Below are 24,477 nucleotides of genomic sequence, written 5' to 3'. Positions count from 1 at the left end.
CCAGAACGCGCCAATGACCATTCCCGAGACGGCTGAACCCAACCGTCCTGCCAGACGCCGCCGCATTCGTCGCCGACTGCGCCGCATGGGACGCACCCCCCGCACACGCGTGCGGGGACCGTCCTTTAACCGGCTGATTCCCAACATCCTGACCATGCTCGGCCTGTGTGCCGGGTTGAGCGGGATGCGCTTTGCGCTGGAACACCAGTTTGCACACGCAGCGGTCGCCCTCCTGATTGCCGCCTGCATTGATGGACTAGATGGCCGGATTGCCCGCCTTCTGCGCGGCACAACGCGTTTTGGCGCCGAATTTGACAGTCTGTCAGATTTTGTATGCTTCGGTGTGGCACCGTCGTTCGTGCTGCTGATCTGGTGCCTTGAAGATGCCGGGCGCTATGCCTTCGTCCCTTGCATCATGTTCACGGTCTGCATGGCCCTTCGCCTGGCACGCTTTAACGCAAGCCTGGATGATGATGATAAGCCAGATTACTCCGCCAACTTCTTTACCGGCGTTCCAGCCCCTGCTGGCGCAGGTATCGTTCTGTTCCCCGTATTCCTGGGCCTTGAGGCAGACAGGATGCACGCCGAAGGCCTCGCAGCTTTTGCCCGTGCACCCATTGTCTCGGCAGTCTGCCTGATCCTGACAGGTCTGCTGCTGGTCTCGACGCTACCGGTCTGGTCTTTCAAGAATTTCAAGGTTCCGGCCCGCTATGTTCTGCCGCTCATGCTGGGAACGGGCCTCTATGCGGCCGTTCTCGTTGCAGACCCGTGGGGCGCACTAGCCGCAGCCGGACTTTTCTATGTCGCAATACTGCCCTTTTCCCGCCGGTCTTATCACCGGCTGAAACGGGCCGCTGAAGACATGTCCGAGACGGTTGAAGAAGAAGCAATCTGAACAAAAAAAGCCGCCGGAATAACCGGCGGCTTTTTTTTATGTCTCCACATGGCTGGAAGCAGTCTTCCAGCCATTCGGAAAATACTTATTCCGTGACATCCCAAAGCCATGCTGCACCGCGGACGCCAGAGCTGTCACCATGCAGGTTCTTGACGATTGGCGTTGTGCAGACCGGCGTAATGACGTGCTTGCTCAGGAGCGGCGGAACACGCTCATACAGAGACGCCAGATTGGAAATTCCGCCTCCGAGAACAATCACGTCCGGATCAAGGAAGTTGATCGCAAGGGAACAGGCGCGCGCAAAGCGCTCCATGTAGAGGTTCAGTGCGCGGATGGCAGCCTGATCGCCGTTTGCAGCAGCATCTTCGATGCCAGCCGTGTTGCGGTTACCTGGGCCCTTCCAGTCAGCAGCGAGAGCCGGACCGGAAAGATAGCGCTCCATGCAGCCTTTGTTTCCGCAGAAGCAAGGACGCGGCTCACCATCTTCAGGGAGCGGCCAGGGAAGCGGCAGATGCCCCCACTCACCTGCAATATGATGACGGCCCTCAATCACACGGCCGTTATTGACAATGCCAGCGCCCATGCCCGTTCCGACAATAATACCGAAAACAGTCTGTGCACCTTTGGCTGCACCATCGGCCGCCTCAGACAGCGCAAAGCAGTTCGCGTCGTTCTCGGTGCGAACAGGACGGGACAGGGCCGATTCTAGATCCATGCCAAAAGGCTGATCGTTCAGCCAGGTCGCATTGGCATTCTTGATCAGACCGGTCTCTGGAGAAATCGATCCTGGAATGCCAATACCCAGCGTGGATGTGCTCTGACCGGCAGACACGCGGTGGCTAGGAACAGCCCCCAGACGGTGGTCCACGCTCGTCACGAGATCACGGATCGCAAGAACCGCTTCCGGATAAACACCTGGATTGGGAATTCGCTCACGCAGGACAAGATCGCCCTGACGATTAAGAACTGCGATCTCGATCTTGGTTCCACCGAGATCAATACCAAGGCGATAGTCAGCCATCTCATGCCCTGTGTTGTTTGGCGGCCGTCTGAAAAGAGAGCCTGAAAACAGATTAACGCACTGTATGCGCTCGTCTGATTGAACGTGAAAGCCTCTGTCGGCAAGTCATCCGATCACAAAAAATCAATGTTTCTGTTTTTGTAGGATCGAGTTCTGGTCAAACTCCGCCATTCATCCCTCAGCGAGGCGCTGAAGACCCAGAAGAATATCCTGCGGTGACGGAGGACATCCTGGAATAGCCCGACGGACAGGCGTGAGGGCTTTCAAGCCCCCTAAAGTGGCATAATTCGGCCCGAAAATCCCGCCATCAACAGCGCAGGCCCCTACAGCCACCAGACTTTTTCTAGCCGGCATCGCGTTCCAGACCCGCTCAAGCATTTGAACACAGGCCCTACCCATCGGACCCGTAACCAACAGCCAGTCTGCATCTGCTGGATCGGTAACGCGTGCGAAGCCATATTGCTCAAGCGCGAAAGCACTGCCGCATAAACTCTCCACTTCCATGGCGCAGCCTTCACATCCTCCGGTCTCCAATACGTACAAATTGATCGTATCGGGACGGACAGACGTGCCTTTGTCAGCAGATACTCTCCACCGCGAGACATTCAGGAAAGCGTGCAACACACTGAGTGGGCCCATAGTCTGAAACGCCGTCACATTGCCACTCCAGACGGGGCCAGAGCCAGAGACTTCAGCCCGGGGCTCAAACGTTCTGGAACCTCTCCCTGCAACACGCGATGCAGAACGGGCAGCAAAGAGACAGCCGGGTCTCGGGCATGGACAGACTCAATCTTCCCATTTTTCAGGCGCACCCAATACCAGACGTCACCTCTCGCCCCTTCAGCCGCGCCGATGCCTTCCTGCGTGGCTTCAGGTGCAGGCTCGTCATCATCCATGCCGATGGTCCCCAAAATCCGCTTGATTAAAGCCAGAGAATCCCGGATTTCCGTCAAACGCAGCGCATCGCGATCTGCCGCATCGCCATCGCTGGAGCCTGTTGCCCGCAAAGCATCCAGCCGCATACCAACTTCCCTGCGACGCACATCCAGACTTCGACCTGAAGCCCGGCCGACCAGACCACCCACGGCAAATTCACGTGCCTGCGCGGACGCCAAAACAGCCAGTCCCTTCAAACGGGGTGCAAATACGGATTGCAGTTCGCGCAGTTGCGCCATGCGAGAGTACATGACCTCCAGAACAGCTTGAGCCAGCGGAACGATTTCCAAACCAGACCGCACGCCCTCGCACGTAATCACGTCCGTCAGTCGGCGCGGTACGCCCTGCTCTGCACAAGCGGCGGCAATGGCCTCCCGCGCATGCTCGCAGTGTGTTGCCAGCAGACCTGCATCCACGGAACGCGCTGTTCTCGCTATATCGAAGAGGTGGACGGAAATTCGCTCGATTTCGAGAAGGATCATCCAGGCATCCCGCGTCCCTGGACCTGGCTGCAACCCGCGCGCTTGGGCAACAGCCCGGGAAAACGCCATTGGATGAGCAACAAAACCTCCAGCCGTCATGCGGGAAACCAGCGGGAGTGCCTCTTCAGGCGACAATCCAACCATGCGTTGCAACACACCGCGATGAGCCAGTCCGGCATCGACGGACAGCCCTTGCACTGCGCCGCGCACCACATTGAAAGAGAGTTCGAGCGGACCGCTCAATCCTGTTGTTTCCGCGCGCAGGCGGCTACGACCCGCAGGCAAGGGCATAGCCTGCCCTCCAGGCCCCGGCCGTGAGGACAGCGGCCATGTCGTTTCCCAGAAACCATCGTCAAGGGCAGGACGACCATCTCCACAGGCACTCATGGCCTCAACACCCCAGAGATCATAGGCCACACGTTCCCCCCACTCCGCAGCAGGGAAACGTGAAGATGGTGCCAGATAGCGACGATCTTCCACCGCCGTACTGGCCATCAGAGGGCAATCGCCATCCAGCAACAGCACGTAAACACGCTGCTCATCCGCCCAGCAGGACAACAGGGACAAAGCTCTGCCGGGGGCAGCCAGCATCGCTTCCCATTGCTCGGGATCAAGATGGTAATGCGCCAGTGCAACCCGCTCACCACTCCGGATGATGCGCTCCATGCTCATCATGGCCGCCACCCAGGTTCTGGATGCCATGCCAGCAGCAACGGCCCGCAAAGACCGACAAGCAGAAGAACAGCCTCAACAGCCGGAACAATGCCATTCTTGAGACTAAGACCGGACGGCATCAGTCCGGCCAAACGAACCTGCCTCAACCCGGGAAGAAGACAAACGATCATCAGCACGAGGAGCAATGGCTCGAGAGAGCGACCAATCGCCAACAACGCGCAAAAGACCGGCCATGGCGCTACGCCAGCGGCAACCATCTCGTATCGACGGCCATCATTCTGACGTTCCAGAACAGCCAATCCAACAGACGCCACTAAAAGAAGGACAATTGCACTTCCTTCACCAACTGCCGCTGCAATCGCACCCAGCGAGGACAGAATGGGCAAAAAGACACCGCGCCCTCGGGACTGGCCTGCCATCCGCATGATCAGTGTCCCAAACCCTGCGACCAGAACTAGAATATGAACAAGCGGGTGTCCGTCCAGTCGCAACATCAGCAGAATGGCTGCAAACCTCAGGCCCGTATCAAGCAGCACTGCATCAGGTTCAGGGACGGGAGACGGCCCCAGACCGGCCATCATGCACAACCCGACTGTCAGCAGAACCGGCCCCAGAGGAGACTGGTCCATCGACAGCAGGGACGCCCCCAGTACTCCCAGAATAACTCCACCGAGACGTGACCTCGCCATATCCCAGACAATGGCAGCCTTCTGCGCCCCCCGGCCCTCGCGCCAAGCCCAGAGAACCGTTCCTGCGCCACACAGCACCGTAACGGCGAAAGCTGAATGAACATTCAGGGCCATCAAAGCGCATCCGGTCACCAGAAATGGCAAAATGCGTCCAACCCGGTCTCCCGCAGGCGGCAAAAGAAGCGGCATGACTGCAACCACGCAGGAGCACGCGGCGGCGAGCGCATCCGCACCCGGCATCAGCCAGACCGCAACGGGGGTCATGAGAGCACCAGCAATCGCAAACGTGCGACTGCTGACAGCCTGTCGGCCTGGCGGGGTCATGAGCAGCAGAAAAGCGGCCAGAAGCGGCCAGACTGTCACGGCGAACAGAGTTCCAACGGGAGCAAGTGGATGCATCAGTTTTCCTCCACCCGCCGCCAGGCAAGGCGCGGCAACAGCGTCATACCCAGTGCGCCCAGAACACCCCATAGCGCTACAGCCGCAGCAAAGAACGGCCACGACTGAAGAACACACGCCATGACAATCAGTCCGTCAGCAGCCATCAGCAGCCCTGTAAACTGCACAAGGGCTGGGCCGAAAGCAGTGCCACAAAGGCCTACCAAAACGGCCCCCGCTCCCAACACAGGCGCCAACCCAAGACTCGCACCTGAGAGACCTAGTGCCAGCAGCAGAAGCAACGCCCCGACCACAGGCAGCACGGCACCGCGATCTGGCACATGACCAGCGAACCGCCTGAGCCATATCCAGGCACCAATATTCAGACCGATTAACGCGATCGAGGTGAGCAGCGCCAAAAGCCCTCCACAGACTGTCGCCCCCGCAAAAGCACATACCAGACCGTAGAGCGGCAGGCCTCGTCCATCTCGCCCCAGCCCGGCAAGCGACAGCAGCAGGAGCACACCAAATCCGACAATCATGTCGCAAACCTCCCGGCGAGCGCGAGCAGAAGCGCCACGCCGGCAAATAGCGCCGTCAGTCGTTCACTGCGTTCCTGTGCGGTGAGCCTCAGTCCAATAAGCACGACCACCACAAGAGCAAGTCGCCCCAACAGCCCGCCCAATCCAACAAACCAGCCCGTCACATCGCTTTCACCCAGACCAACCGTAATGGGTAGAGCGAGATCAGCCAGCAGCAGAAGCCAGGCCATATTCAGAACTTCCGCAACATTCCTCGACATCTCACGAACCTGACGGCTTTTTTCGCCATCCAGACGTTGGATCATATCGTCTTCACGCAGGGGCGGGCAGGAAATTGCCAACGCCAATGCGCATGCGCCCAACGCACCTTCGAGCCCTGGTGCTGGCTCAATGTGCAACATGGCACATAGGCCCCCCAGACCATCCGCACCCGGTGCAGCAAGCGCAATCAAAGCCTCCGTCAGGCAGAGCACCAGAACGGCAGGGAGAACCCGCCGCCATTCTTCCCTTTGCTGTGGAACACCTAACATGAGGCGACCGGCCAGCAGCAAAAGGCCGATCAGCAGAGGATTGGCGAGGGAAACAAATGCCCCGCCCGTCGTCACCGCAGGCAGAACAACAAAGATCAACAATGCAATGGCCAAGACAAGCGCCAGTCTCGGTGCAACGGACTGTTTTAAGACAACGCCCCAGAAACGGATTGCCCTGCGCATCTGACGTTGAGGCCCGCAAATGGCTTCGCCATTTATCCAGCGAGGCAACTCCGCCAGCGCCCACGCCATGACAGGCGCCAGAACCAGAAGAATAAAAAGCTGAAACAACGTCTGGGCGACAGCCCACAGACCGGTCATCATCATGCCGTCAGACCCAGAACCACCAGAACAAGCGCAAGCAGCACAAGCCAGAGCCCGACCGCCATCTGCCGCATATCTGGCATTTGACCGCTCTTAAGCGCCGCCAGTGCCTGAAGACGAATACGGCCACCAACAATCAAACGACGCATGATCCAAGGCAGAGCCGGAGGTTCTTCGAAGAGTCCGGTCTCGGAACGTCCGGTCTGCGTCCCCGGAAGCAGTAAGTTCGCGATAGCCTTTTCAAGACCGCGCTCCGTGCGCCACGATTTTACAAAGAACAGCCACATCACACTGAGAATTAACATCAAAGCTGGCACCTTGAGGTGCGCGCCGTCTCCGCCCCCCAAAGACCAGAACGGCCAGACCCACTCTCCCTCGACGTGATGAAGCACGGGACTGAACACGCCAAACACTGCCACCGGCAGTAGCAGAGCGCCCAAAATAACCCCACAGACAGCACCTGCGGGACCGATAGGCAAAACGCCGGTGTCGGGCCGACGCCCCACAGTCAAAACATCAAACAGTGAGATCAGGCCAATCAGGAGCGCCACAAGCACTCCAATCACGCTCCAGCCCTGCACACCAGCAGCCAGCCCCAGCGCAGCGTGAATTCCCAGCCACAACACGAGAAACCCCGGCAGGGGCGGAAACGGCAGACGCAGCGTCACGAGGACCGGCATCAGTCTTAGTGCCGGAACAGACAGCGTTATCAGGGTCAGATCCAGCAATAGGCTTTCAAGCGCAACCCGCGCGCCTGTTCCCATTCCCTCATCCTGCGCTGCAATCAGAAGCGTTGCCAGAATGGCAGGCCGGACCAGTCCCAGATCGCCCGGGGAAATTCCCCAGAACACGCTGCGCCCCAAAACGAGCAAAACAAGAGCAGCCAGTCCCGCTGCGCAGCCAATAGGGACGACGGCCCCCGCATGCCAGACAAGCGCAACGGCAAGAACAGACGACAACGCCGGAAACAGCGCCCCCTCACGTGTGAAGAGCGCAGGCCAGAACAGCACCGGAAAGAGAGAAAGAAGCGCCAACGTACTGTCTGGCATTAATGCCGAGCATAAGAGAGCTGGCAGCGCCCACCATACCGGGCACGCTTTGCGCTCCTGCGTCATCAGCACGCCAATCGCTACAGCAACAGCCGGAGCAGACGTCAACAATACAGCCGCAAGAGCTGCCGGAAGGGCAAAGCGCCCCCGGCCAACACGGCTTTCCCGGTCTGTCTTAAGAGCAGCGGGAAACGTCAATGCCGCAAGGCAAAGAGAGACCGGATCAGTATGAAACAGGGCAGAAAAAGTGAGCAGGGTACGGTCCGGTCCAGAGTGGGAACGGGCCGTATCAGATCATGCCCGTCAGATCATGGCGAGAGATACCTTGCGTTGCGGCGGAGGGAAAGCATGATCCAGAACTTTCAGGTCCTCTTCAGTGAGGCTGATTTCCAAACTGGCAACATTGGAGAGGAGATGCTTTGGAGAGCCAGCCTTGGGAATAGCCATGACATTTCCCCGACGCATCACCCAGGCCAATGCAATCTGAGCAGGATCAGCCGCCCCAGCAGACGTCTCATGCCTCCCTGCGATCTCGGCAAGAGCGGGGTGCTGGAGAAGTTCGCCGCCCTGCCCCAGCGGAGAATAAGCCATCGTCACGGTGCCGGTCGAAAGATCATGATCCAGCAGATCAAACTCTGTTCCACGATGCTCCAGACTGTAAAGAACCTGATTGACCTCACAGGCCCCTGAAAGCGCCTCGATTTCTTCCATGTCATCAACATCGAAGTTCGAAACACCCCATCCCCGGATCAGCCCGTCTGTCTGAAGGTCTTCAAACGCCCGAATGGTCTCTTCCAGCGGCGTACCACCACGCCAGTGCAGCAGATACATGTCCAGCCAGTCCGTATCCAGGCGGTCCAGCGAGCGCCGACAGGCCCGGCGCACGCCGTCATAAGATGCGTTGGACGGGAGAACCTTGCTGACGAGATAAACATCATCCCGTACATCCGCGATGGCTTCACCAACCAGCTTTTCAGACCGGCCGTTTCCATACATTTCCGCTGTGTCGATAACCCGCAGACCGGCTTCCAGACCCGTGCGCAAACTCTCGATTTCCAGAGCGCGGCGATCTGCACTGTCTCCGACATTCCATGTCCCCATTCCCAATGCAGGAACGGTGGTGCCGTTGCGGAGCGTAACGGTTTTCATAAGGCGTCTCCCGGGAAGAACTCTGTCACACAACGACATACCCCCCGAAGATGTTCCGCCTGAACCTCAGCCGGACTTCTTCCAGCCCCGCTCCTGCTGCTGCCAGTACACAAGAGTATGGCCAGCCGCTTTCAAGGCTACCCATCTTTGACGGGCCCTCTGGACGCTCGCGGGGTCACGCCCATCGAACAGGTCAAAAATTCTTGTGAACGGAGAAAAATCGTCTTCTCCAGCGCCATCAATCCGGAACAGGAATTTTGCGCCATTCGGCACATCAGTCCCTTCTGTCAGCCAGATCGGCTGCCAGGACGCATGACCCATTTTCGCAGTGCCATGCGGAAGCCATACGGGATCGCGGGACGCCCAGAGTGCGGCATCCAGAGCCGTAACGGACGCTGCATCGGGGCAACGGACCAAGGCCCGCTCCCCAACATCCAGCGTCTTACCCAAAAGCGCAGGCAACGCCTCTTCCAGAGGCGTCCGCGTCAGATGATAAAATCCGACATCCACTCTCAGGCACTGGCCTCATGAGACAGTACGAACTGGTTCAGAAGACGAACCCCAAACCCAGTTGCACCCTTCGGAGCCGTCGGGGACGCCGTCGTCTTCCATGTCGTGCCGGCAATATCCAGATGCGCCCAGACAGTCTCACCAACGAAGCGCTTCAGGAACTCAGCCGCCAGAATGGCACTCCCCGGACGGCCGCCAATGTTCTTCATATCAGCGATGTCAGAGTCGATCTGGCGATTGTAGGCCTCGCCCATCGGCATCCGCCACAGACCTTCGCCAACCTGCTTTCCAGCTTCGAACAGACCGGAAGCCAGCGCGTCGTCATTGCTGAACAAACCTGCGTTTTCCGTTCCCAGGCTCACCACGATCGCACCGGTCAATGTGGCCAGATCAACCATCAGCTTTGGCTTGAAACGATCTTTTGTGTAGGCAAGCACATCCGCCAGAACCAGACGGCCTTCGGCATCCGTGTTCAGCACTTCAATGGTCTGGCCGCTATAACTCGTCACAATATCGCCCGGACGCTGTGCCCGGTCAGACACCATGTTTTCCACCAGTCCGACAACACCGATCGCATTCACAGGAGCCTTGCGGCGCGCCAGTGCGCTCATGAGGCCGATAACCGTGGCGGCACCGCCCATGTCGGTCTTCATCTCGTCCATGCCGGCAGCAGGCTTGATCGAAATTCCACCGCTATCAAACGTTACGCCCTTACCGATGAAGGCCAGAGGGGCCTCATCACCACCGCCATTATGACGGACGATCACCGTGCGGGGCTGGTTCGCACTTCCCTGTGCCACACCCAGAAGGGCACCAAAGCCCAATTCCTGCATGGCGGCTTCATCGAGAACTTCCACTTCAAGACCCGTCTCACGGAGCGCTTCGATCCGCGCTGTGAACGTTTCCGGAGACAGGATGTTGGCGGGTTCGCTGATGAGGTCACGGGTCAGAAACACACCGCGAGATACGGCATCCAGAGCCGTCCAGCGCGCTTCAGCGGCGGCAACATCCGAAGCCACGACCGTCAAAGCCTTCAGAACCGGCCTCTCGGAAGACTTCTTCGTGCGATACAGACCAAAGTCGTAACGAGCCAGACGCGCACCTAACGCAGCTTCCGGTGCAAATTCTGCAATATCTGCCGTCAGGGCGAGAACCGCATCAGCCACGCCATCGAGCGCTTTAGCCGCTGAGCCACCAGCATTTTCAACAGCAACCGACCCGACAGCCGAGCCGTCCTTTGCTGCACATCCCACCAGAACAACCTGGGACAAACCGGCAGAAGGCGCCGTCAGAACAACCGTCTGCCCGACTTCGCCCTTAAAACCCTTGAAAGACGCAGCACGGCTCAATGCACCAGCCGTGGCGTCATCGAGGGCCTTGAAGGTGCTGTCTTCAAAGGTCGCCTTCCCATGCCCAATCAGGGCAACGGCCTGTGACTGGGCATTGTTCAGCGCTGGAAGCGAACCAAAAGAAATATCGAGCATATCGCACCTTTTGCATGGCAGAACCATTTCAGTGCTCCCGTTATCGGGAACAGCGTGCTTCCACACAAGAGGGGAGCAGTTCGACGAGCACAACGGAGACGTCACATGTCACTGCGTTCCGGTTTCATATCCGCAGCAATCATAGCCTCATTCGCGTGCTCTGGTCGGTATGCAACAACTCAAGTCACCTCCCCCGCATCAGCACATGACGAAACGCCTTTCATGAAGTAGCCTTGCAGGCATGACCTCAGCCCCCCTTCATACGGTCTCCCCAGACGATGACCGCGCCCTGCTGTCCCTCGCATTCCGTCTGGCTTCGGAAGCAGCGGACATCATCAACGAGATCCGCGCCCGAGGCTTCCTCACGGAAGTCAAAAAAGACGCCTCTCCGGTTACGGAGGCAGATCGCGCCTCTGAAGACCACATTTTGCGTGGCCTGCGCACGGCATGCCCGTCGCTTGCCGCAATCGGGGAAGAGGAAATGTCCGCCGGGATTGAGGTTACAGCCGGGGACGCCTACTGGCTTGTTGACCCTCTGGACGGAACGCGGGGTTTTTCTTCAGGCGGCAAGGACTTCACCGTCAATATCGGGCTAATCCGTGGAGACAGACCCGCTCTTGGCGTCGTGGCACTTCCCGGATACGGGCTAATCTACAGCGGAGGCGTGGGCCTCGGCGCGCATCGTTTCGATGGCACGACCAGTACCCCTATCCACACAGCGGCCCCTTCGACTGAGGGGCTGCGTGTTCTGGCGTCCAGCCATCATGGTAACACCGAGCTTCTTGAGCGGTGGCTCGCCGGACGCAAGGTCGCGTCCATCGACAAGCTGGCCTCCTCTGTGAAGTTCATGCGTGTCGCAGAAGGCGCTGCCGATTTTTATCCCCGCTTTGGCCCCACCATGGAGTGGGACACCGCCGCCCCACAGGCCATTCTCGAAGCCGCAGGTGGTAGCCTACTGGATGAAAACGGCCAGCCCTTGCGTTACGGCAAGCCTGACCGCCTGAACTCTTCATTTTACTGCACGGGAGGCGCTTCGTGAGCGAGTCTCTGAACACGGAACGCCTGACTGCTGATACCAACGGAATCTGCCGCGCTGCAGAGCTTCTGAAGGCTGGTAAGCTTGTCGCCTTCGGAACTGAAACCGTCTATGGCCTCGGCGCCCTTGCTTCGTCCGACACGGCTGTCGCGCGTATTTTCGCCGCCAAGGGCCGTCCACGCTTCAATCCGCTTATCAGCCATCTTGCAGATGCAGAAAGTGCTTTCGCCCAGGCGGACCTGCATGGTCGTACCAAAGACATCGCCTATGCGCTTGCGGAAAAGTTCTGGCCTGGCCCCCTGACGATGGTGCTGCCCCGCGCGCCGAACTCCACCGTTTCGGACCTTGCGGCGGCTGGTTTGAATACGCTTGCCCTTCGCGTCCCCAGAGGCAAAACAGCCCTTGCTTTGCTCCGCGAGGTCGGGGCTCCTATTGCAGCGCCCTCCGCAAATATTTCCGGGACCGTTAGCCCATCGGACGCCTCGCACGTGCTACGCTCGCTGGATGGACGTATCGACGCCATTCTGGATTCTGGCCCCTGTTCTGTGGGCGTGGAAAGCACCGTTCTGGATCTCACACGAGACACACCCGTTCTGCTCCGGCCGGGCGGCGTAACGCTGGAAGAACTGACGGCACTCTGTGGCCCAATCCATCATCCAGATGATTTTGCAGAAGCGCTCCCGTCGTCCCCGGGCAGACTGGCATCTCATTATGCCCCTTCGCTCCCTGTCCGGCTGGACGCTTATGACGTTCGCCCCAACGAGGCACTGCTCGCGTTCGGCCCGCCGCTCCCCAGCGCCGGCCTGACCTGGAACCTGAGTGAAACCGGGAATCTGGAAGAAGCCGCGGCCCGCCTGTTTTCAGGGCTGCGCTTCCTGGATGCAGAAGGAACCAAACGCGGACTGACATGCATTGCTGCCCAGCCCATCCCCCGCCAGGGATTGGGGCTGGCAATCCGGGACCGCCTAAAGCGTGCGGCTGAACCACGCCCACTTTCCCAGAATCCCGGCTGATCATATGGCCGAAAACCGCTTCGACCCGAAAGATATCAAGATTCTCTCCGATATTCTTGCATTGGTTCTGGCGGAGCCTTCAGGCTCTGCCCAGAATGCGCTCGAAGCCCTTCGTATACGTGCCAAACGCAACAACCTGACAGGCGGCGCGCTCAAAAATCTTTTCACGAGCCTGGCCACTGACACTTCACGCCAGGGCGCGGCAGACCGTGAAGAGCAACTTCGGAACAGGATCTTCCAGCTTGAACGTGAGCTTCGCCAAGCACAGGGCCATATCCGTTCCGCCCAAGGCGCCCTGAGCCATATGCAAATGGAAAGCCGGGCTCTCATGACGGAAATCGCGACACAGCGCGCCCAACGTCCATGGCGATACATTACAATTGCCTTTGGGATCAGCGCGGGGCTATTGCTTGGGATCGCGACAAGCCAGTTCTACCATAGCCTGACAGACCGGCCTCCGATTGACCGATCAGTCTACTTTCGCTGATACCGTTTTGTTTTTTGCCTTTCTCCCGTCACAGGCTAAGGATAGATGAAGGGCCATGGCCTCTTCCCCCGGCGCTGCAAAGCGACATCTGCTGCCCCTTCTTGACCGGTACGTCCTCCGCCAGCTTGTCATCGCCCTTCTGGCACTGACAGGGGGAGCAGTCGCGCTTATCTGGCTAACGCAATCGCTGCATTTCGTCTCGATGATTGTTCAGCACGGACTGTCTCTGCGCGTCTTTTTGCAGCTTACTTCCCTGATGTTGCCGTCTTTCGTGGCCGTCATCCTGCCGATCACGACCTTCCTCGTGATCCTCTTCACCTATCAGCGGATGTCCGGCGACCGGGAAATGACCGTCATGCGGGCCGCTGGACGCTCCCCGTTAGAGCTGGCACGCCCTGGCCTGATCTGCGCAGGAGCCTGCGTGGGCCTGTGCTATGTTCTGACGCTTTGGCTGGCACCCGTCTCCTATCACGCCTTTCATCGATACGAATTCCAGATCCGCAACCAGATGGCTGCTTTCCTGCTTCAGGATGGGGTCTTCACCAAAGTCTCCGGCGACATGACCGTGTATGTCCGATCCCGGGATTCCAACGGACTGCTGCATGGTGTTCTGGTGGAAGATGATCGTGACCCGGATGCTCATACGACCGTTCTGGCCGAACGGGGCACCATCGTAACCGTCAACGACAAGCCTCGCGTTGTCCTCTACAATGGCTCTCGTGAAGAAATCGACCGGCACACAGGTCGCTTGAACGTCCTGACGTTTGGCCGCAACACGATTGATCTGACATCCTCCCGCCAGAACAACCACGAGGAACGGGATGCGTCGGAAATGCCCTTGCATGACCTTTTCCATCCAGACCCCAATGAGGTTTCCGAGCGTGACAGAGGCAAATTTGCGGTCGAAGGGTGGCATCGCCTGACCTCTCCGCTGACGGTGCTGTCCTTCGCCATGATCGGGCTGGTCGCTGTTCTCCGGGGGACGTTCTCCCGGCATGGCAACATTACCCGCCCTCTGATCGCCATTCTGACAGTTGTCGGGCTTCTTGCGCTCTCGCTCATGCTCCAGAATTTTGCTGGCCGGAACCTTGCGCTCGTTCCCCTGCTCTGGGTTGCAGCCCTTCTTCCCAGCATCATCTGTGCAGCTCTTCTGTTCGCGGAACAGTGGACCGGAACTTCGCGCCAGACTGGACGCCCTTCATGAAATCAACGACTGACGGGTATCGCAGCTGGTTTTCCACGCTCCTGCACACCCTGAGACCGCAGGAAACCGAAGTCGGGTTTTCCACGACATTAGCGATCTACATCGCACGCCATTTCACCCTGAACACGCTTTCGATGGTTCTGGCGCTCACAGGGCTTGTGTCCCTGTTCGACTTCATTGATCTGCTCAGACGCGCCGCCACCCGTCCCAATGTGCCAACGAGCCTTATTCTTGAAATCGCAGGCCTGCACATTCCGTATTACGTCATTTATGTGCTGCCTTTTGGTATTCTGCTTGGCGGGATTGTCTGTTTTTCGCGTCTGACGCGGTCGTCCGAACTTATCGTCGCCAGAGCTGCGGGCATCTCTGCCTGGCAGTTTCTTGCCAGCCCCTTGGCTTGCGCGCTTCTGATCGGTCTGTTCACAACCACCGGCATCTCGGCCCTCTCCTCCTCCATGTATCGGCAGGCAGAACTTCTGGATCAGTCTTACCTACGGACAGGCGGTGGAGTTCTGACGCTAAAGGGGGGCGAGCTCTGGCTCAGACAGGCCGATGAAGGGCTGACACCGCATGGCGTTGCCATTCTACACGCCCAGAACGTCAAGCTTGCGCAAGACACGCTCGATGTTTCAGGCGTGACCATTTTCCGTCTGGATGACCGTGATCGGCTGATCGTACGCGTCGAAGCACCGACCGGAACGCTCGCCCACCAGCAGTGGAACCTGAATGATTCGTCCTTGCTTCATCCAGACCATCTGCCAGAAAAAGTCGGAACCCTGACCCTTCCTTCCGACCTTACGGTTGACCGCATTCAGGAAAGTTTCGCATCGCCCGATACGCTCTCGGTCTTTGCTCTACCCGGCTTTATCTCCCTTCTGGAGCGTTCCGGTTTCCCGTCAATTCGGCACAGGTTACATTTCCAATCGCTTCTGGCTCTTCCCATCCTTGCTGGTACAATGGCATTGGTGTCCGCAGGGTTTTCGATGCGTCCCGCACGACGCGGCGGAGTGGCCCGGATGCTTGGATCGGGAATTGCTGCAGGCTTTGCGCTCTTCACGATCTCGAAAGTGGCTGAACAGTTTGGTGAATCTGGCGCTTTGCCGCCGGTTCTTGCCGCATGGGCGCCCACGGGCGCAGGGCTTTGCCTTGCGGTCGCGCTTTTGCTGCACATGGAGGATGGTTGATGTCGGTGCCCCGGTGGCTCCCAAAACGCGCCCGCAGATGCGTCTCTCTTGCAGGCGTCGCCCTGACGGGAACTGCGCTCGTGGCGCCGCAGGACATGTTTGCCAATACGATGCAGCGGGACAATTCGCATATCATCGTCATCGGTAAGCCGACGTCCGAGCATGACCCTCTCACCTATCTGGCTGACAGCGAAAGCTACGCAAAGAACGGTCTGGTTACATGGGAAGGCAATGTCCGCATCTGGCAGGGTGACCACGCTCTCCGTGCCGACAAGATCACCTATGACCGGAACACAGGCGTTCTGGCAGCACGCGGCCATGTCGCCATCATGGAACCAGACGGCAGCACCACCTATGCCGCCTATATGGAATTCAGCCATGGCATGCATGACGGCATCGGCACGTCCATCTACATGCAGATGCAGGACAATGCGAAGCTGGCCGGTAACGGCATGCGTCGCACCAATGGCCTGATCAATGATCTCTCACATGCCGTTTATACGGCGTGCAAGATCTGCGAAACAAACCCTGACGCTCCGCCGTTCTGGCAGTTTCAGGCATACGGGGCGACGCAGGATGCCCAGCACAAGCGCATCGAGTTCAACCATGCCTGGTTGAAAATGCTCGGCCTTCCAGTGTTCTATTTCCCGTTTTTCTCGATGTCTGATCCTTCGGTCAAACGGCAGAGCGGCTTCCTGATGGCCGGCATCAGCCCGCATGACCGCTATCTTGGAACGTATTTCACACTTCCATATTTCTGGGCCATCGACGACAGTCAGGACCTCACCGTTCGTGGGCTGGTCTCCACAAAGACCGGTCCGGAAATTACCAGCGAATATCGCCGCCGTTTCAACTTTGGTACGCTGGATATTACTGCCGGTGGCGCATACGACACCAACCGAGAGAGCCGTTACGTCAACACGTTCGGCAACAACGTTAATTCCTCAGGCGAATACGGCCTGCAGGGCTACGTGTTCGGTCAGGGCAATTTCGCGATCAACAAGCATTGGCAGGCAGGCATCAACGTCAATCTGGCGACGTCTGCCAACTACATGCGAGATTACCGCGTCCCTGGTTACGGTCAGGAATCGCTCAACTCGAACGTCTATCTTGAAGGCTACGGCGTAGGCGCCTACGCCCGCCTCGACGCACAGGCCTATCAGGGTCTGAACCAGGGCGTCATTCAGAACTCTGAACTGCCATGGGCGCTCCCGCGCTTCACCTATGCCTATCAGGGCCAGCCTGATGCGCTCGGCGGCCGTTTCAGTATGAACACCACCGACTTTGACGTCTTCCGTTCCAAGGGTGTGTCTGATCAGCGTGGTCAGCTCCAGATGCAGTGGGACCGTCCATTCCACAACAGTCTTGGCCAGCAGTGGCTTGTGACAGCCCGACTGGACTCAAACGTCTATCGCGCCACCAGTCTGGCACAGCAGCCAACCTATTACGCTGTTGGCGGCACAAAAGTCACAGGGCAGGTTCTGCCGACAATTGCCGTCAAGATGAACTGGCCGTTTCTCAGGTCTTTTGCCCGCGGACGGGGCACTCAGATCCTTGAGCCGATTGTCCAGCTGATTGCCGCCCCTAATACCGGCAACTCTTCCAACAGCAATATGCCGAATGAAGACAGCCTGACGTACGAGTTCACCGATACAACCATGTTCTCCCTGAACCGCTATTCCGGAACAGATCGCCTTGACGGTGGTCTGCGCGGCAATATTGGCGTTCATCAGAGCTGGACGTGGAACGGCCATTCCATTGACATGCTGGTGGGTGAAAGCATCCAGGAGCACATCACGAAGAACCGTATTCCGTATTCCGGGCTGGATCATCATCTTTCGGACCCGGTTGGCCGTGTGCGTTTCACACCCAATAAATACCTCGATGTGACGGCTCGCGGCCGTTACAATCCATGGACACACCAGCTGGACTACGGCGAAGGTCTGTTCAGTGCCGGCATTCCAGCTTTGCGCTTCAGTGCAGGCTATCTCTATGCCCCAGTAACACCGTATTATTACTACGCTACCAATTATCGTGAGAGCGGCGTAAATTCGCCTTATCTGGTCAAAACGAACGAAATCACAGGAAGCGTGGCCACTCACTGGCGTAATTATCATGCCTCCGGCTTCTTCCGGCGCAGCCTGTCCCGGAAACAGTTCGTCGCAAACGGGGGAGACATTGGGTATTCCAACGACTGCTTCGGGCTGGATATCATGTATATCAAACAGTACACACGGATCGGCGGCGAGCAGCGGAACACCACTGTGATGTTCAACTTCACGTTCAAAACGATCGGCACTTTCGGAATTAACGGCTGAGCATGTTCAAGACCCATCGCATCGCATCTACTGCCCTGGTTGCCCTGCTGGCCTTCTCTGCGGCGGTTCCAACCGCTGTGGCGCATGCTGCACCCGCCCACAAGAGTGCTCCCAAAAAGGAGCAGGCACCCGCAGCGAAACCACCTGAAGACCAGATCCTGGCTGTTATCAACGGTCAGGTGCTGACCCAGCGGGATGTGGATAATCGCGCCAAGCTGTTCGTGCTTTCCACCGGCCTGCCCGTCAGCCCAGATGTCATGAACCGCATGCGCGGCCAAATCATTCACCAGCTGATCGAAGAGCGCTTGAAGACTCAGGAGATGCTCAAGCGACACATCAATGTCGAGCCTGAGCAAATTGCTGGCGCCATCAGCAACATCGAACAGCGCAACGGCATGCCCAAAAATGCCCTGCGTGATCGCCTTGCGTCTGACGGCGTTTCCCTGACGACGCTGATCGATCAGATCCGTGTGCAGATTGGCTGGATGCAGGTCCTGCGTGAGCAGTTGGGCGAAGGGGGGCGCATTACAGCCACCCAAATCGCGCAGCGTGAGCAGGCCCTTCAGGCTGAGCAGGGCCGCGCGCAGTACATGATGAGCGAAATTTTCGTTCCTGTTGCTGACCCTCGCCACGATGAAAACGAACTCACGTTCACACGCACCATCATCTCCCAGCTTCGCGAAGGAGCTCCCTTCCCGATTGTTGCCGCCCAGTTCTCGCAGGCACAGTCTGCTCTGGATGGTGGTTCCATGGGGTGGGTACAGGAAGACAGCCTCGATCCACAGGTCGTGAATGTCGTTCGGCAGATGCCGATTGGCGCTATTTCCAATCCGATCCAGGTTGCAGGCGGTTTTGTCATTGCAACAGTTCAGGCCAAGCGCGTGGTCGGCAAGCAGATGGGCACGCTCGTCGCCCTGCGTCAGGCATTCTTCCCGTTTGATGCACCGCTGAATCCGCAAAATCCGACCCCTCAGCAGCAGGCAGCTCTTCAGAAGGCGACACATGCTGTGGAAACAATCCATAGCTGCGACGCAATAGAGGCTCTCAACAAGTCTCTTGGGGAGAAGCGTCCCAGCAACCCCGGCACGCAGATCCTGGAGCGCCTCGCCCCTCAGATGCGCTCCATCATCGAGCCTCTCCCCGTCAACAAGGTCAGTCGCCCTCTGGTCTCCATGGATGGCATAGCCCTGTTAATGGTCTGTGATCGCCAGCAAAAAAATCTGGCACAGCAGACACCGGGTGAAATTGCCGATCAGCTCATGAACGAGCGCGTTGAACAGGCTTCCCGTCAGCTCCAGCGGGATCTGCAGCGCCGGTCCATCATCGATATACGCCCTGCCGCAAAACCGGCTCTTAACTGACGTGAGCCTTCCTTCTCTGAAAGAGTCCATTCAGGCTTATGGCCTGGATGCAAAGAAGTCCCTTGGTCAGCACTTTCTTCTGGATCCCGGAATTTGTGCCCGGATCGTCGCCTTGGGCGGCGATCTGACAGGGCGAAGCGTTGTTGAAATCGGACCCGGCCCTGGTGGTCTGACACGAGCTTTGCTCGATAGTCCTGCAAGCCGCGTCGATGCTGTGGAAATTGACGAACGTGCCTGGCCACTGCTCGAAGAGCTCGCCGGGCACTATCCGGATCGTCTTCATATTATCCGGCAGGATGCCCTGAAACTGGATGCCGCAAGCCTTGCGCCTGCTCCCAGACAGATCATTGCGAACCTGCCTTACAATGTCGCCACTCCCCTTCTTGTGGGCTGGTTGAGGCAGGCCCATGCGTGGGAACGCCTGTCCCTGATGTTCCAGCTTGAAGTTGCTGAACGCATCTGTGCTGAACCAGATACCTCCGCTTACGGGCGGCTGGCTGTGCTGGCCCAATGGTGCGCGTCCTGCTCCGTGGCTCTGCGCATTCCACCGGGGGCATTTTCCCCGCCACCAAAGGTTCATTCTGCCGTTGCAGTCCTGATCCCGCACGCAGAGCAGCCTGCACCAGAGCTTTTCCGAGCGATGGAGCGCGTCACAGCCGCCGCGTTCGGACAGCGCCGCAAGATGCTACGTTCATCTCTCAAATCGATTGGCGGGGAAGCACTTCTGGACGCTGCGGGCATTGAGCCGACACGCCGGGCTGAAACCCTGAGCGTTGCAGAATTTGGCCGCCTTGCAGAGCTGCATCTTGCCCGCTCCCGCTCCTAAGAACCTTCCCCGCTGTCGCTGGGCCGTAACAGACCCTCTTCTTCGCCAGTATCATGACGAAGAATGGGGCGTTCCGATCCGTGATAGCCGAGAGCTGTGGGAGACTCTCATTCTGGAAAGCTTTCAAGCTGGCTTGTCCTGGGCGATTGTTTTGAAAAGACGAGAAGGTTTTCGAAAGGCCTTCGCCAACTTCGATCCTGAAAAAGTAGCCCTTTTTACAGAACACGATATTGATCGCCTCATGCAGGACCCCGGCATCATCCGGGCCCGTGCCAAGATCAAAGCCACCATAGGCAATGCACAGGCCTATCTGGCCATGCAGGCACGAGGCGAAGATTTTGCAGGTTTCATTGCATCATTGGTTCCTGATGCTCCGATTTACAATTCAACCGGAGCAGTATTGGCGCAGTCACCTCTTTCAGTAACTGTGTCCAAGGCTTTGAAAGCCCGGGGCTTTCGCTTCGTTGGCCCTGTCATCGTGTATGCCTGGATGCAGGCCGTGGGTCTGATCCACGATCATGACCCATCCTGCTTTCGCTACACACCCCAAGTCTAAAAATTCAGACTGCGCTTTTCGCACGCTCACTTTCAAACATGTAGTCACGCGTCAAAGACACGGCATCCACAGACCGTGTTAGCTGAAGCTGAAAATTCATGTGCCCCTGCACACGGAATGCCAGTTCGCTCCCAACAAGATACAATTCAAACATCCGCACAAAGCGCTCGTCATACAGATCTATAATTTTCTGTCGGTTGGCATCAAAGCGCTTACGCCATTCTGCAATTGTCTTGGCATAGTGCAGACGCAGAACTTCGCAGTCTGTCATCCAGAGACCGGTGCGCTCAATAGCAGCCAGCGTCTCGCTTAAAGACGGAGAATATCCTCCGGGGAAGATGTATTTCTGAAGCCACGCATTGGTGGTTCCCGGCCCATCCGTCCGACCGATCGAGTGGATTAAAGCCACCCCATCTGGCTTCAAACATTCCTTAATTCCGCGAAAATAGCGCTCAAATTGCGGTTGCCCAACGTGCTCGAACATTCCGACTGACACGACACGATCAAACTCGTGATGAACATTCCGATAGTCCATGAGCTCGAAACGGACCTGCCTTTCAAGTCCCTCTGCCCGCACTCGAGCCCGCGCTTCCTCCAGTTGCTCTTTTGAAAGCGTAATACCGACAACCGTCGCGCCGTAATCTTTGGCCAGTGTCAGTGCCAGACCGCCCCAGCCGCACCCAATATCCAGAACTTCCAGTCCGGGACGGTTCAGATTGAGCTTGGACGCAATATGCCGCTTCTTTGCGGCCTGGGCTTCCTCAAGCGTCATATCCTCACGCTGGAAATACGCGCACGAATATTGGCGGTCCTTGTCGAGGAACAAGTCGTAAAGTCGACCATTCAGATCATAGTGATGCGCAACATTCCGGCAGGACCGCTTCAGGGAATTAAGTCCCTTCAAAGGTCGCAGAAGATAACGGAGTCGGTCCTCGATCTCCTCAAAAACATGGCCACCCTGCGTGATGTTCGCCATCAGAACGATCATCAGCGTCTCAAGAGTGCATCCTTCCGGCGCAAGTTCGCCAGCCATATATTCTTCGCCAAACGCCAGCCCGGAATTAATAACCAGAGAACGCTCAGCCTGTTTTGTTTTGAGATGTAAGCCTGCTTCAACGCCGGGCGTTGCCCCACGATAAGTATGTATCGTGCCGCCACTGAACGTGACTCGCAGCGTTCCAACCTGAATAAATTTCTTCAGAACGAAATCGAGAATGGGTTTCACGCCTGTCTCCCTCCTGTTCACGCGTCATGACAAGACATGACACAGTCTTCAGTTTCCTGACCGGGAGAGCAGACATCAAAAAACCCGGCGCGGGAATACCCGGCCGGGTTTTCTGTTGGCTATGCCAGGGAAATCAGCCTTCGGCTTCTTCCGTGACTGCAGCTTCGGCAGCAGCTTCTTCAGCTGCGTTCTCTGCCTGCAGGTCGCCAAGGATGTTGTCATCCTCTTCTTCCACGCCAACGGCTTCGCCGCGGGCCTGGCGCTCAGCTTCTTCAGCAGAACGTGCAACGTTAACTGTCAGCGGAATGGAAACTTCCGGGTGCAGGACGATGCGGGCTTCCGTCAGGCCAAGAGACTTGATCGGGTGAGCCAGAACAACCTGCTGACGAGCAACCGTAAGGCCAGCGTCCGTAGCAGCAACAGCGATATCACGCGTGCTGACGGAGCCGTACAGGTTGCCGCTGTCACTTGCCTGACGGATGATGACGACAGACAGGCTGTCCATACGTTCGGCAAGACGCTCAGCTTCTTCGCGCTTCTTGATGTTCAGCGCTTCAAGCTGGGCGCGCTCCGTGTCAAAGCGCTTGCGGTTTGCGGCCGTAGCACGCATCGCCTTGCCTTGCGGAAGCAGGAAGTTACGGGCGTAACCCGGCTTCACGGAAACAAGATCGCCCATCTGGCCGAGATGCTCGACCCGCTGGAGCAGGATCAGTGCGGTCTGGGACATGGTGCTCTCCTCAGCTTACGACGTAGGGGAGCAGGGCAAGGAAGCGGGCACGCTTGATAGCCTGCGCCAGCTCACGCTGCTTCTTGGCCGAAACAGCCGTGATACGGCTCGGCACGATCTTGCCACGCTCAGAGAGGAAGCGGCTCAGAAGACGCACGTCCTTGTAGTCGATCTTCGGCGCATTGGGGCCGGAGAACGGGCAGGACTTACGACGACGATAGAAAGGACGGCGTGCGCCGACAGCCGTGCGACGGGCTGCTGGGTTGACGTCGTTCACGTCGGTGGTGGTTGTATCGGACATGTTTCTTACTCCGCTCCAGCCGCCTCACGAGCATCGTCCTGCTCGCCGCGTGCACGGTATTCTTCACGGTCTTCGCTGCCACGACGCGGGCCGCCACGGCCGCTCTCGAAGCGACCAGCCGGCTTGGAGCCGCCACGGAAGCTACCACGGTCGCCGCGGTCATCATTCTTGCGAGCAAGAACCGGGGACGGAGTTTCGTCGATTTCGTCAACGCGAAGCGTCAGAACGCGAAGCACGTCTTCGTTCAGGCCGAGCTGACGCTCAACTTCACGAAGCGTATCCGGCGTGCAGTCGATACCGAGCAGGACGTAATGGCCCTTACGGTTCTTCTTGATGCGGTATGCGAGCGAACGGAGACCCCAGAATTCGCGCTTCTGGATGGAACCACCATTCTCGGTCAGCAGGGCTTCAATGGTCTCAACCAGGCTCTCGACCTGTGCCTGAGACACATCGTTACGTGCGATGAGCACGCTTTCGTACAGTGGCATGAAAACTCCCTTCGGATAAGGTCAACCCAACTGGTCCAGCCCGTGCCGGAGACAGTGCAATCTTTGGGGAAAGCGCGGGTATAGCCGGCGCGACGCCACATCGCCCGGCAGGGAAAGGCTGCATTAATCATGCAGCCTAACGGAAATCAAGGATAAACTCAGAGTCGACGCAGCTCTGCCGGGACATATTCGTCAGGAACGTTCCAGATTTCCTGAACAACATACTGAATTACAAACCCACATTTCTGATAATTGGTCAGAGCTCTGGGATGATCCAGTGTGCAGGTATTGACCCGCAATCGCCAGCACCCTGCCGCAAACGCTTGAGAAATTGCGGAATCCAGCAATGCCCGACCTAAGCCATGACCAATCGCTGCTGGCAGAAGTCCGAAGTACGCCAGATTGGCGTCTCCACCCTCTCTCAGATCCAGTTCGTAGAACCCGAGCGGCGTACCATCTGCCTGCCAGAGCACCATGAAGTAAACGTCAGGATCATGGACGATTTCAGCCAGTTTTTCGTCCGGCATCGGACGACGCATCCACCAGCAATAGTCTTTACCGACTTCCCGATAAAGCTTGCGGTATAGCGGCAAAGCCGGAGGGAGAACTCTCTCAAGAGAGATCCCCTCCGGCCAAACCGGAGCTGGGCGGCTCGCCCTCGTCTCCAGAAAAGTCACACCCACCTCAAAACGGGTGGATGATCCCTGCGGATGAAGCCAAGCCGGCAGCATGACCCAGACGATCAGTTATCGTCGAGGAAGGAACGCAGCTTGCGGCTGCGGCTCGGGTGCTTGAGCTTGCGAAGAGCCTTTGCCTCGATCTGACGGATACGCTCACGCGTCACGTTAAACTGCTGGCCCACTTCCTCAAGGGTGTGGTCCGTGTTCATGCCAATACCAAAGCGCATCCGCAGAACGCGCTCTTCACGTGGCGTCAGGGACGCCAGAACGCGCGTGGTTGCTTCACGCAGGTTGGTCTGGATCGCGGCATCCAACGGAATAACAGCCGTCTTATCCTCGATGAAGTCACCAAGATGACTGTCTTCCTCGTCGCCAATCGGCGTTTCAAGGGAGATCGGCTCCTTGGC

The 24,477-nt window shown here is 58.0% G+C and carries 26 protein-coding genes; 10 read left to right on the top strand and 16 right to left on the bottom strand.

The genetic code is table 11. The features are described from left to right. Positions 1 to 13: 13 nt before the first annotated feature. Positions 14 to 895: a CDP-alcohol phosphatidyltransferase family protein gene (locus tag ABF979_RS08955; RefSeq protein WP_046901261.1), complete on the top strand. Its 882-nt coding sequence runs from the start codon at positions 14 to 16 to the stop codon at positions 893 to 895. Positions 896 to 980: 85 nt separating this feature from the next. Here ABF979_RS08955 and ABF979_RS08950 read toward each other — a convergent pair whose 3' ends face one another. From ABF979_RS08950 to ABF979_RS08905, 10 genes are all read right to left on the bottom strand, one after another. Beyond that, positions 981 to 1,916, bottom strand: coding sequence for an ROK family protein (locus ABF979_RS08950; protein WP_215750752.1), 936 nt, complete (start codon positions 1,914 to 1,916; stop codon positions 981 to 983). 171 nt (positions 1,917 to 2,087) lie between these two features. Next, entirely contained in the window at positions 2,088 to 2,555 is a 468-nt protein-coding gene (locus tag ABF979_RS08945; protein ID WP_415559266.1) for an NADH-quinone oxidoreductase subunit B family protein, read from the bottom strand. A 14-nt stretch (positions 2,556 to 2,569) separates the two neighbouring features. Next, positions 2,570 to 4,036, bottom strand: a complete 1,467-nt coding sequence (locus ABF979_RS08940; protein ID WP_415559243.1) for a hypothetical protein — start codon at positions 4,034 to 4,036, stop codon at positions 2,570 to 2,572. Beyond that, a complete protein-coding gene (locus tag ABF979_RS08935; RefSeq protein ID WP_415559241.1) occupies positions 4,006 to 5,097 on the bottom strand; it encodes a hypothetical protein in 1,092 nt (363 codons plus the stop codon). Before ABF979_RS08935 ends, ABF979_RS08940 begins: the two co-directional genes overlap by 31 nt. Next, complete coding sequence (locus ABF979_RS08930; protein WP_415559240.1) at positions 5,097 to 5,618, bottom strand: hypothetical protein; 522 nt, start codon at positions 5,616 to 5,618, stop codon at positions 5,097 to 5,099. Before ABF979_RS08930 ends, ABF979_RS08935 begins: the two co-directional genes overlap by 1 nt. Then, entirely contained in the window at positions 5,615 to 6,475 is an 861-nt protein-coding gene (locus ABF979_RS08925) for a hypothetical protein (RefSeq protein WP_415559238.1), read from the bottom strand. Before ABF979_RS08925 ends, ABF979_RS08930 begins: the two co-directional genes overlap by 4 nt. Beyond that, positions 6,472 to 7,719: a hypothetical protein gene (locus ABF979_RS08920; protein WP_415559236.1), complete on the bottom strand. Its 1,248-nt coding sequence runs from the start codon at positions 7,717 to 7,719 to the stop codon at positions 6,472 to 6,474. Before ABF979_RS08920 ends, ABF979_RS08925 begins: the two co-directional genes overlap by 4 nt. Positions 7,720 to 7,824: 105 nt before the next feature. Continuing rightward, complete coding sequence (locus tag ABF979_RS08915; RefSeq protein WP_415559235.1) at positions 7,825 to 8,670, bottom strand: aldo/keto reductase; 846 nt, start codon at positions 8,668 to 8,670, stop codon at positions 7,825 to 7,827. Positions 8,671 to 8,736: 66 nt separating this feature from the next. Beyond that, complete coding sequence (locus ABF979_RS08910; protein ID WP_099213221.1) at positions 8,737 to 9,180, bottom strand: DNA polymerase III subunit chi; 444 nt, start codon at positions 9,178 to 9,180, stop codon at positions 8,737 to 8,739. A gap of 2 nt (positions 9,181 to 9,182) precedes the next feature. Then, positions 9,183 to 10,664 (bottom strand): leucyl aminopeptidase, encoded by a 1,482-nt coding sequence (locus ABF979_RS08905; protein WP_415559233.1) that lies wholly within the window; start codon positions 10,662 to 10,664, stop codon positions 9,183 to 9,185. 241 nt (positions 10,665 to 10,905) lie between these two features. Between ABF979_RS08905 and ABF979_RS08900 the strand changes: the two genes are divergently transcribed. The 9 genes from ABF979_RS08900 to ABF979_RS08860 are packed head-to-tail and all read left to right on the top strand — an operon-like array spanning position 10,906 to position 20,649. Beyond that, positions 10,906 to 11,703: a 3'(2'),5'-bisphosphate nucleotidase CysQ gene (locus ABF979_RS08900; protein WP_215769308.1), complete on the top strand. Its 798-nt coding sequence runs from the start codon at positions 10,906 to 10,908 to the stop codon at positions 11,701 to 11,703. Next, positions 11,700 to 12,713, top strand: coding sequence for an L-threonylcarbamoyladenylate synthase (locus tag ABF979_RS08895; RefSeq protein WP_415559231.1), 1,014 nt, complete (start codon positions 11,700 to 11,702; stop codon positions 12,711 to 12,713). Before ABF979_RS08900 ends, ABF979_RS08895 begins: the two co-directional genes overlap by 4 nt. A 4-nt stretch (positions 12,714 to 12,717) precedes the next feature. Continuing rightward, a complete protein-coding gene (locus tag ABF979_RS08890) occupies positions 12,718 to 13,200 on the top strand; it encodes a hypothetical protein (RefSeq protein WP_415559229.1) in 483 nt (160 codons plus the stop codon). 55 nt (positions 13,201 to 13,255) lie between these two features. After that, positions 13,256 to 14,404, top strand: coding sequence for an LPS export ABC transporter permease LptF (gene lptF / locus ABF979_RS08885; protein ID WP_202207671.1), 1,149 nt, complete (start codon positions 13,256 to 13,258; stop codon positions 14,402 to 14,404). Beyond that, entirely contained in the window at positions 14,401 to 15,588 is a 1,188-nt protein-coding gene (gene lptG, locus ABF979_RS08880; protein ID WP_237389967.1) for an LPS export ABC transporter permease LptG, read from the top strand. Before lptF ends, lptG begins: the two co-directional genes overlap by 4 nt. Next, entirely contained in the window at positions 15,588 to 17,906 is a 2,319-nt protein-coding gene (locus tag ABF979_RS08875; protein WP_202207672.1) for an LPS-assembly protein LptD, read from the top strand. Before lptG ends, ABF979_RS08875 begins: the two co-directional genes overlap by 1 nt. A 2-nt stretch (positions 17,907 to 17,908) precedes the next feature. Then, positions 17,909 to 19,267: a peptidylprolyl isomerase gene (locus ABF979_RS08870; RefSeq protein ID WP_415559226.1), complete on the top strand. Its 1,359-nt coding sequence runs from the start codon at positions 17,909 to 17,911 to the stop codon at positions 19,265 to 19,267. Position 19,268: 1 nt separating this feature from the next. Continuing rightward, positions 19,269 to 20,093, top strand: a complete 825-nt coding sequence (gene rsmA, locus ABF979_RS08865) for a 16S rRNA (adenine(1518)-N(6)/adenine(1519)-N(6))-dimethyltransferase RsmA (RefSeq protein WP_415559224.1) — start codon at positions 19,269 to 19,271, stop codon at positions 20,091 to 20,093. Next, entirely contained in the window at positions 20,074 to 20,649 is a 576-nt protein-coding gene (locus tag ABF979_RS08860; RefSeq protein WP_415559222.1) for a DNA-3-methyladenine glycosylase I, read from the top strand. The genes rsmA and ABF979_RS08860 overlap by 20 nt, the downstream gene beginning before the upstream one ends. A 4-nt stretch (positions 20,650 to 20,653) precedes the next feature. Here the strand turns inward: ABF979_RS08860 and ABF979_RS08855 are convergent, their stop codons facing one another. From ABF979_RS08855 to ABF979_RS08830, 6 genes are all read right to left on the bottom strand, one after another. Beyond that, positions 20,654 to 21,874, bottom strand: coding sequence for a class I SAM-dependent methyltransferase (locus tag ABF979_RS08855; protein WP_415559220.1), 1,221 nt, complete (start codon positions 21,872 to 21,874; stop codon positions 20,654 to 20,656). A gap of 133 nt (positions 21,875 to 22,007) precedes the next feature. Further along, entirely contained in the window at positions 22,008 to 22,601 is a 594-nt protein-coding gene (gene rplI / locus ABF979_RS08850) for a 50S ribosomal protein L9 (RefSeq protein WP_215750740.1), read from the bottom strand. A gap of 10 nt (positions 22,602 to 22,611) precedes the next feature. Then, the gene (gene rpsR, locus ABF979_RS08845; protein WP_046901240.1) at positions 22,612 to 22,902 is read right to left on the bottom strand and encodes a 30S ribosomal protein S18; all 291 of its coding nucleotides are present in this window, start codon (positions 22,900 to 22,902) and stop codon (positions 22,612 to 22,614) included. Positions 22,903 to 22,907: 5 nt separating this feature from the next. Further along, positions 22,908 to 23,390, bottom strand: coding sequence for a 30S ribosomal protein S6 (gene rpsF, locus ABF979_RS08840; protein WP_046901239.1), 483 nt, complete (start codon positions 23,388 to 23,390; stop codon positions 22,908 to 22,910). 158 nt (positions 23,391 to 23,548) lie between these two features. After that, positions 23,549 to 24,121, bottom strand: coding sequence for a GNAT family N-acetyltransferase (locus tag ABF979_RS08835; protein ID WP_202207678.1), 573 nt, complete (start codon positions 24,119 to 24,121; stop codon positions 23,549 to 23,551). Positions 24,122 to 24,132: 11 nt separating this feature from the next. After that, positions 24,133 to 24,477 (bottom strand): sigma-70 family RNA polymerase sigma factor (locus ABF979_RS08830; RefSeq protein WP_415559218.1); only part of this gene is annotated, 345 nt, incomplete at its 5' end.

This window comes from Gluconobacter sp. (genome assembly GCF_047723935.1).
Lineage (GTDB): Bacteria > Pseudomonadota > Alphaproteobacteria > Acetobacterales > Acetobacteraceae > Gluconobacter.
This window is presented reverse-complemented; position numbering and strand designations above follow the sequence as displayed.